The organism is Amnibacterium sp., from assembly GCF_036559085.1.
Classification (GTDB): Bacteria; Actinomycetota; Actinomycetes; order Actinomycetales; family Microbacteriaceae; genus Amnibacterium.
The window spans coordinates 44,445-51,492 of sequence record NZ_DATBTU010000050.1 but is presented as its reverse complement, the minus strand read 5'-3'; the positions used below and the strand labels follow the sequence as shown (position 1 = coordinate 51,492).

Below are 7,048 nucleotides of genomic sequence, written 5' to 3'. Positions count from 1 at the left end.
CGTCAGCACCGCGAGGACCGTCTCCGGCTCCTCCTCGAGCAGCGCGGATCCCGGCGAGCAGCGCTCGAGCAGCAGGGCCCGCCGCTCCGGGTCCTCGTCGAGGAGCCGGACCGCCCCGCGGCCGCCCCAGGCCCGCAGCGCGTCGCCCTCGAAGCGGCTCTCCGCGTCCGGGAGCTGCACCTTGAGCACCGCGGGCGTGCCTGACGCGGTGCGAACGGGCATCGCGACCGACGCGAAGGCGTACGGATAGGGCTCACCGAGCTCGAGGTGCCAGCGGTCGGCCACCTCGGCCACGAGCCCCGGCAGGGCGCCGAGCCAGCCCCGCCACTCCGTCGACTCCCGGAGCCGGGCGAGCCCGGCGGGGATCCGGAGCGGGAGCGGCATGCCGGAACCGTAGCGCGCCGCTCGCAGCCATCCGGATGGCGGAATACACGCGGTTCCCAGGCGCCGGGCAGACCCTTGCACTCATACAAGGTGGTATGAGGAGGTCGGGGATGTCTGCTCGCGAGTCGGTCTCGAACGTCGGCCGGATGCGCTGGAAGCGCCTCATCCCCGTGGCGATCGTCGTCTACATCATCTCGTTCATGGACCGCACGAACATCGGGTTCGCGCTGAACGGCCTCCACAAGGACCTCGGCATCGACGCCGCCCAGCAGGGCCTCGCGGCCGGCATCTTCTTCATCGGCTACGTCTCGCTGCAGATCACCGGCGGCCATCTCGCCGAGCACTGGAGCGCGAAGAAGTTCGTCGGCATCATGCTCTTCGTCTGGGGCGTGCTCGCCGTCGCCACCGGCTTCGTGCAGAACTTCGGGGAGCTGCTCGTGCTCCGCTTCCTGCTCGGCGTCGCCGAGGCCGGGATCTGGCCCGCGATCCTCGTCCTCATCAGCCACTGGTTCCCGGCCGCGGAGCGTGCCCGCGCGTACGCGTTCTGGATGATGAACATCGCGATCGCCTCGATGATCACGGCCCCGCTGTCCGGCTGGATCCTCTCGTTCGCGGACTGGCGCTGGCTGTTCATCATCGAGGGCGCGTTCCCGTTCATCATCGCGGCGCCCCTCTGGTTCGGCCTCGTGGCGGACCACCCCCGTGAGGCGAAGTGGTGCTCGCCCGAGGAGCGGGAGTACATCGAGAAGGGGCTCGCCGCGGACCGGGCGCAGGAGGGCGACCACGAGAAGCTCGGTCTCAAGCACGTCGTCACGAACTCCGTCGTCCTCCGGCTGACGCTCGTGTACTTCCTCGTCCAGATCGGCTTCTACGGCGTGAACATCTGGCTGCCGAAGGTCGTCGGGACCATCACCGGCGGCGTGCCCACCGTCGTCGGCTGGGTCACCGCGATCCCCTACGTGCTCGCGATCGTCGCGCTCTGGTTCAACGCGAAGGCGGCGGACCGGAGCGGTCGCTACTCGACGCACGTCCTGCTGTCGCTCGCGACGAGCGCCGTCGCGCTCGTGATCTCGGTCGGGACCGGCAACGCCGCCCCGGTGCTCGCGATCGTGTTCATCAGCATCGCCGTGGCCGGGTCGCTCGCGTACGACGGCCCGTTCTGGGCGGCCGGATCGCAGGCGATGCCGGTCGCCGTGGCCGGCGTGGCCATGGGCTTCATCAACGCGATCGGCAACCTCGGCGGCTTCGTCGGCCCCTACGTCGCCGGATTCATGCAGGACGCGAGCGGGGGGAGCTTCTTCACCGCCTCGATCTTCCTGGCGATCAGCCTGCTCGCGGCCGGTGGCGTGATGCTCACCCTCCGCCGCAAGGGCGACCGGCCCCACGTGCGCGAGGCCGAGCGGGAGGCGCTGACGGGCACGAACCGCGCGTGACGGACGTCGCCCGGGATCCGTCCACCGGCCCACCCGCCCCGCGGCCGGTCGCACCGTCTATCGTGCGAGCCGTGATCGCCGATGCCCGCCGCCTGGTCGTGCTCGACGACGATCCGACCGGCACGCAGACCGTCACGGACATCCCGGTGCTGACCCGGTGGGGCCGGGACGACCTCCGCTGGGCCCTCGCCCAGGGCGGTCCCGGCTTCTTCGTCCTGACGAACACCCGCAGCCTCGGCCCGGACGGCGCGGCCGCCCGCACCCGCGAGGTGGCCGAGGCGTGCCTCGACGCCGCGGATGAGGCCGGGATCGACGTGTCGTTCGCGAGCCGAAGCGACTCGACCCTCCGCGGCCACTTCCCGCTGGAGACCGACGTGCTCGCGGAGGTGCTGGCGAGCCGCGGTCGGCCGGTCGACGGCGTGCTGCTCGTCCCGGCGTACGTCGACGCGGGCCGGATCACCGTCGACGGCGTGCATCTCGTCGCGGCGGGTGACGGGTTCCAGCCGGTGGGCGAGAGCGAGTTCGCCGCGGACGCGACCTTCGGGTACCGCAGCTCCCGGCTCGCCGACTGGGTGGCGGAGAAGAGCGGACGACCGGTCCCCACCACCGAGCTCCCGCTCGCGGTCGTCCGCGGCGACCCCGAGGAGCTGCGCCGCCGGATGGACGGCACCGGGGTGCTCATCCCGGACGTCGTCACCGACGACGACCTGCGCGCGGTCGCGGTCGCGGTGCTCGCCGCGGAGCGGGACGGCCGCCGGTTCCTCTATCGCGTGGGTCCGTCGTTCGTCCGGGCGCGGCTCGGCCAGGCGGCCGAGCCGCCCATCGACGACGCCCGGCTGGCGGCGCTCGTCGACCGGGGGGCACCGGGCCTGATCGTGGTCGGCTCGCACGTGGGTCGCACGACGCGGCAGCTCGACCGGCTCCGCGCCCGGCGCGGCTTCGCCGGCGTCGAGCTCGAGGTGGCCGCGGTCGTGGAGGACCTCGAGCGCGCCGTCGCGACGACCCGCGACCGCCTGCTCGCCGCGGAGTCCGCCGGGCTCGTCGTGCTGAGCACGAGCCGCACGCGGATCACCGGCGCGGACGCGTCCGAGAGCCTCGGCATCGCCCGCCGGGTCAGCGCGGCGCTCAGCGCGGTGGTGGCCGAGGCGGTCGAGCGGCGCCGGCCCGGATTCGTCGTCGCGAAGGGCGGCATCACGTCCTCCGACACGGCGACCGAAGCGCTGGGGATCCGCCGCGCATGGGCGCGTGGCACGCTGCTGCCGGGGATCGTCTCGCTCTGGGAGGCGGTCGAAGGCCCGGCGACCGGGCTGCCCTACATCGTGTTCGCGGGGAACGTCGGCGACGACGAGTCCCTGGCCGACGTCGTGGACCGGCTGGCCGGCCCGGAGGAAGGAGGAGGCGCAGCATGAGGATCCTGATCACCGGTGGCGGCGGATTCGTGGGGAGCGCGCTCGCACGGCGGATCCTCGCGGCGGGCTCGCTCGCGGTCGGCGGCGCGCCGGCCGCGGAGGTCGAGGAGCTGGTGCTCGCCGACCTCGTGGCCCCTGCGCCCGATCTCGTCGCCGACCCCCGCGTGCGGGTCGCGACGGGCGACCTGGCGACCGTGGTGGCGGGGGAGCAGGGCGCCGACCTCGTCTTCCACCTCGCCGGCGTGGTGAGCGGCGCGGCCGAGGCCGACTTCGACCTCGGCATGGCGACGAACCTCGACGCGACGAGGGCCGTGCTCGAGTGGTGCCGGCGCCTCGAGGTCCCCCCGGTCCTCGTGTTCTCGAGCTCGATCGCGGTGTTCGGGCACGATCCGGCGCTGCCCCGCATCGCGGAGGTCACCGACGACACGTTCCCTCGGCCGCAGACGAGCTACGGCACGCAGAAGCTCATCGGCGAGCTGCTCGTCGCGGACTACGCGCGGAAGGGGTTCGTCCGCGGCCGGAGCGTGCGCCTGATGACGGTCTCGGTGCGGCCGGGCCGGCCGAACGCCGCCGCATCCGGGTTCCTGTCCGGCATCATCCGCGAGCCGATCGCGGGGGAGCGTGCGGTCTGCCCCGTGCCGCCGGACTCCCCGGTGGCGCTGACCTCACCGCGACGCACCCTCGAGGGGCTCCTGCGGGTCGCGGAGGTGAGCGACGAGCAGTGGGGGAGCCGGTCGGCGATGACGCTGCCGGGCATCACCACGACGCCGCGCGCGATGGCCGCGGCCCTCGACCGCGTCGCCGGTGCGGGCACGAGCGACCTCATCGACTGGCGCGAGGACCCGGCGATCACCTCGATGATCGAGGGCTGGCCAGCCGTGTTCCGCACCGACCGCGCTCGCGCGCTCGGGCTCGCCCCGGAGGAGTCGTTCGACGACATCGTCCGCGCCTACATCGACGACCTCGGGTGACCGTCAGCCGGTGACGAGCGCGGGCTGCATAGGCTCGTCACCATGGACTATCGGCAGCTCGGACGGTCGGGACTTCGGGTCTCGACGATCACCCTCGGGACCATGGGATTCGGCGGTACGGGCTGGGCGAGCCCGATCGGTCACCTCGACGTGGAGGGCGCCAGGCGCCAGATCGACATCTGCATCGATGCCGGGGTGAACCTCTTCGACACCGCGGACGTCTACTCGAGCGGGCTCTCGGAGCAGATCCTCGGCGAGGCGCTCGGCACCCGCCGCGAGGACGTCCTCATCGCCACCAAGGTCCGTGGCGACATGGGCGACGGGCCGAACGACGCCGGGCTCTCGCGGCACCACATCATTCGCGCCGCCGAGGCGAGCCTGCGCCGGCTCGCCACCGACCACATCGACCTCTACCAGGTGCACGAGTGGGATGGCCTCACCCCGCTCGACGAGACCCTCGCCGCCCTCGACGCGCTCGTCACGAGCGGCAAGGTCCGCTACGTCGGCTCGTCCAACTACACCGCCTGGCAGCTGATGAAGGCGCTCTGGACCTCGGACAAGGGCGGCTACGAGTCCTTCGTGTCCGAGCAGATCTACTACTCGCTGCAGGCCCGCGACGCCGAGAACGAGCTCGTGCCGATCGCGATCGACCAGGGCCTCGGCATCCTCGTCTGGAGCCCGATCGCCGGCGGCCTGCTCTCGGGCAAGTACCGCCGCGGGCAGGACGCGCCCGAGGGCACCCGCCGCTTCGAGGGCTGGACCGAGCCGCCCGTGCACGACGAGGACCGGCTCTACGCCACGATCGACGAGCTCGTCGCGATCGGCGAGGGCCACGGCGTCTCGGCGGCGCAGGTCGCGCTCGCGTACACGCTCGCGAAGCCGGCCGTCACGTCGGTGATCGTCGGCGCACGCACGGAGGAGCAGCTGCGCGACAACCTCGCCGCGGCCGATCTCGTGCTGAGCGCGGAGGAGGTCCGGCGGCTCGACGACGTGAGCGGCGTGCCCCTGCTCTACCCGTACTGGCACCAGGCGAACACCGGCAAGGGCCGGCTCGGGCCGGCCGACCTCAGCCTCCTGGAGCGGCACCTGCCGTAGGACGAGGATGTCCGAGGCGTCCTCGGGCGTCCCGGACCGGCAGGAGGCCGCGGGTGGGCAAGGAGTACAGCGCCATCGACGGGCGCCTTCGAGCGTTCATCGAGGCGCAGCCGATGTTCTTCACGGCGACCGCGCCGCTGTCCGGGGACGGCACGGTGAACCTCTCCCCGAAGGGCGTCACCGGGTCGTTCGCGGTGCTCGACGAGCGCACCGTCGCCTACCTCGACTTCGCCGGCAGCAACGCGGAGACCATCGCCCACCTGCGGGAGAACGGCCGCATCACGCTGATGTGGTGCGCATTCCAGGGGCCGCCGAACATCGTCCGCGTGCACGGGCGCGGCGAGGTGGTGCTCCGTGACGACGCGCGGTTCGCGGAGCTGGTCGGGCGGTTCGACGCCGATCCGGCGGATCACGGACTCCGCGCCGTCGTCGTGGTGCACGCGGAACGGATCCGCGACACCTGCGGCTACGCGGTCCCCTTGATGCAGTACGAGGCCGATCGCGATCTCCACGAGCGGCGGTTCGCCCGCGAGGACGACGAGTCGCTGAGCCGCTACTTCGAGGGCAAGGAGCACGTGGCCGTCAGCCTGGACGGGCTCCCCGGTCTGCCCCTGCCCCTGCCGCCGCTCGCCGCCACCGCGCAGGTCACCCCGCCGGCCTGGCCACTCGGGAACGGAGGAGCCCTCCGCACCACCGGTTCGGGTGATGCGGAGGGCGTGATCGGGTTCCCGGCTACTTCTTGAGGTGCCAGAACTGGGTGTGCAGGTGCGGGTAGTAACCCGATGCGATCAGGGCACCCACCGTGCCGCCGAAGAGCCGGTTCGTCGTGTGGGCGGTGTAGTAGAAGTCGTGGTGACCGTTCGGCAGGGTCACGATCTTCGAGACCACCGCGGTGTGCTGCCAGACGCCGGGCGTCGCCTTGCTGTCCCAGTCGAACTGCACGATGTCGCCGACGACGACCTGGTCACGGTCCGCCTGCGAGTAGCCGAGGTGCTTCGCGAGGTCGGGCCGGCCGTGCAGCCAGTCGCTCATCGCGGTCGATGAGATCCATGACGAGCTGGCGACGGGCCGCTTCGACTTCGGGTCGGCGCCGCGGTCGTACCACTGCGACGATTGCTTCCACCCGCGGGCGAGGAGCAGCTGGCTGGTGAAGTCGGCGCAGTCGTTGCCGAAGATGTAGCCGAACCGCGCGCTCGACGTGAGCGCCCAGTGCGTGCCCGCGTAGGCCAGCTCCTTGTCACGCCTGTTCGTGGCGATGTACGTGAAGGTCAGCGCCGTCGGCACGGACACGTCGTCGTTCGACTCGAGCGTGAGCGTGACGCTCCCGGGCTGGAACGCCGGCGCCGCGCCCATCAGGAACGTGGCGGAGGTGTCGCTGCTGACCACGAGGTCGTCGGCAGCGGTGCCGTCCACGAGCACCGCGGCCAGTCCGGCGCTGACGCCCGGCGCCGCGAGGAAGCCGGTGCCGGTGATCGTCACGTGGCGCTCGTACGCGGAGTGACCCCGCAGCTGGCCCAGGGCGGTGGCCCAGGGCTCACCGGCGATCGGGGCAGGCGTCGGTGTCGGCGTCGCCGTGGGCGTGGGCGTGGGCGTGGCCGAGAGCGGGCCGGCGAGCGCCGGGGTGGCGGTGAGCACGGTGGTGCCGAGAGCCACCGCGACAGCGGCGGCGAGGGAGACGATGCGGATGGGCTGCATGGGTAGCGGTACGTCGATCTGTGCGTTGGACATGGGCGCAGGGATCACGCAGTGAAACCCG

At 72.3% G+C, this 7,048-nt stretch carries 7 protein-coding genes; 5 read left to right on the top strand and 2 right to left on the bottom strand.

Features of this window, described 5'->3' with window-relative positions; all coding sequences use genetic code 11:
• Positions 1-384, bottom strand: a 384-nt coding sequence (locus VIG76_RS08815) for an aminoglycoside phosphotransferase family protein (protein ID WP_331953238.1), incomplete at its 3' end; no start/stop codon positions are given.
• Positions 385-494: 110 nt separating this feature from the next.
• Here VIG76_RS08815 and VIG76_RS08810 point away from each other — a divergent pair.
• The 5 genes from VIG76_RS08810 to VIG76_RS08790 all read left to right on the top strand — a co-directional run bounded on the left by VIG76_RS08810 (position 495) and on the right by VIG76_RS08790 (position 6,035).
• Positions 495-1,817 (top strand): MFS transporter, encoded by a 1,323-nt coding sequence (locus VIG76_RS08810; protein WP_331953236.1) that lies wholly within the window; start codon positions 495-497, stop codon positions 1,815-1,817.
• Between the two features lie 71 nt (positions 1,818-1,888).
• Positions 1,889-3,226: a four-carbon acid sugar kinase family protein gene (locus tag VIG76_RS08805; RefSeq protein ID WP_331953234.1), complete on the top strand. Its 1,338-nt coding sequence runs from the start codon at positions 1,889-1,891 to the stop codon at positions 3,224-3,226.
• Positions 3,223-4,197 carry a D-erythronate dehydrogenase gene (gene denD / locus VIG76_RS08800; RefSeq protein WP_331953232.1) on the top strand — a complete coding sequence of 325 codons (975 nt, stop codon included), beginning with the start codon at positions 3,223-3,225 and terminating at the stop codon, positions 4,195-4,197. Before VIG76_RS08805 ends, denD begins: the two co-directional genes overlap by 4 nt.
• A gap of 42 nt (positions 4,198-4,239) precedes the next feature.
• The gene (locus tag VIG76_RS08795) at positions 4,240-5,292 is read left to right on the top strand and encodes an aldo/keto reductase (protein WP_331953230.1); all 1,053 of its coding nucleotides are present in this window, start codon (positions 4,240-4,242) and stop codon (positions 5,290-5,292) included.
• Between the two features lie 53 nt (positions 5,293-5,345).
• Positions 5,346-6,035, top strand: coding sequence for a pyridoxamine 5'-phosphate oxidase family protein (locus VIG76_RS08790; protein WP_331953228.1), 690 nt, complete (start codon positions 5,346-5,348; stop codon positions 6,033-6,035).
• Here the strand turns inward: VIG76_RS08790 and VIG76_RS08785 are convergent.
• On the bottom strand, positions 6,025-7,020 hold the full coding sequence (locus tag VIG76_RS08785) for an amidase domain-containing protein (protein ID WP_331953226.1): 996 nt from the start codon (positions 7,018-7,020) through the stop codon (positions 6,025-6,027). The genes VIG76_RS08790 and VIG76_RS08785 overlap by 11 nt on opposite strands.
• Between the last annotated feature and the right edge of the window lie 28 nt (positions 7,021-7,048).

Coding starts and splice junctions, on each gene's coding strand:
- VIG76_RS08810 (WP_331953236.1), top strand. CDS start 495: ATGTCTGCTCGCGAGTCGGTCTCGAACGTCGGCCGGATGCGCTGGAAG.
- denD (WP_331953232.1), top strand. CDS start 3,223: ATGAGGATCCTGATCACCGGTGGCGGCGGATTCGTGGGGAGCGCGCTC.
- VIG76_RS08795 (WP_331953230.1), top strand. CDS start 4,240: ATGGACTATCGGCAGCTCGGACGGTCGGGACTTCGGGTCTCGACGATC.
- VIG76_RS08785 (WP_331953226.1), bottom strand. CDS start 7,020: ATGTCCAACGCACAGATCGACGTACCGCTACCCATGCAGCCCATCCGC.